The sequence below is a fragment of the Methanocalculus natronophilus genome (assembly GCF_038751955.1).
In the GTDB taxonomy this organism is placed as follows: domain Archaea; phylum Halobacteriota; class Methanomicrobia; order Methanomicrobiales; family Methanocorpusculaceae; genus Methanocalculus; species Methanocalculus natronophilus.
This window is the reverse complement of record NZ_JBCEXH010000063.1, coordinates 1-680: the sequence shown is the minus strand read 5'-3', so window position 1 is coordinate 680 and position 680 is coordinate 1. Positions and strand designations below refer to the sequence as shown.

The 680-nt window shown below is 32.4% G+C and carries 1 protein-coding gene; it reads right to left on the bottom strand.

Annotated elements, in window-relative coordinates; translation table 11 throughout:
* Window positions 1–680 (bottom strand): hypothetical protein (locus tag ABCO64_RS10420; protein WP_343089418.1); only part of this gene is annotated, 680 nt, incomplete at both ends.

Genomic DNA, 680 nt, shown 5'->3' with positions numbered 1-680 from the left:
CTTCCATTTTTAATACTGGGTACCAATCACCAAAAAAATTATTAATCGTTTTATCTTCTTTATCCAACTTTCTTAAAAATAACATTTTAAGTTCATTTTCTAAGGTCTTTCCTCTTAAAAACCAATTGGGACTGGTTATTTCTCTTGGGGCTACCACACTTTCTAAGTAAGTCGCAATGCCTTCTGTGTATATCCGGTAAAGATGTTTTCGTTTAAAATCACTAAAAGGCATTAATGTTTGTGAAAAGGACTGATGCATCACATGCGCAAATTCATGCGCTATTAAAGCCCCTAACCGTTTTTCATTGTCCCAATTAAGCTCAACAATCTTTTCTACTCCAAAAAGGATGGCCGGTTTTTTACAGTAAGCCTCTACCATACCTGCTGCATTCCCTAATCCATGATAAACAATAATTGATAAGTCATTAACCTCTAAATCATAGTGCTTCTGAAATGTCGTTATGATATCTTTTGATAATTTAAATACTAAATCTCTTACTTTTTTCATTCTATTAAACACGTTTTGATCATAAGTGAATACAGAGTTTAATGCAACAGTATCTGGATTAATCCCTTCTTTTTCATAATCTTCATAACATAGTTTAAACAATTCTCCATCACTTTTCATAACGTGTTTCCATAATTCAAAAAGCGCTTCAGAAGACTTTGAAGGATTATAC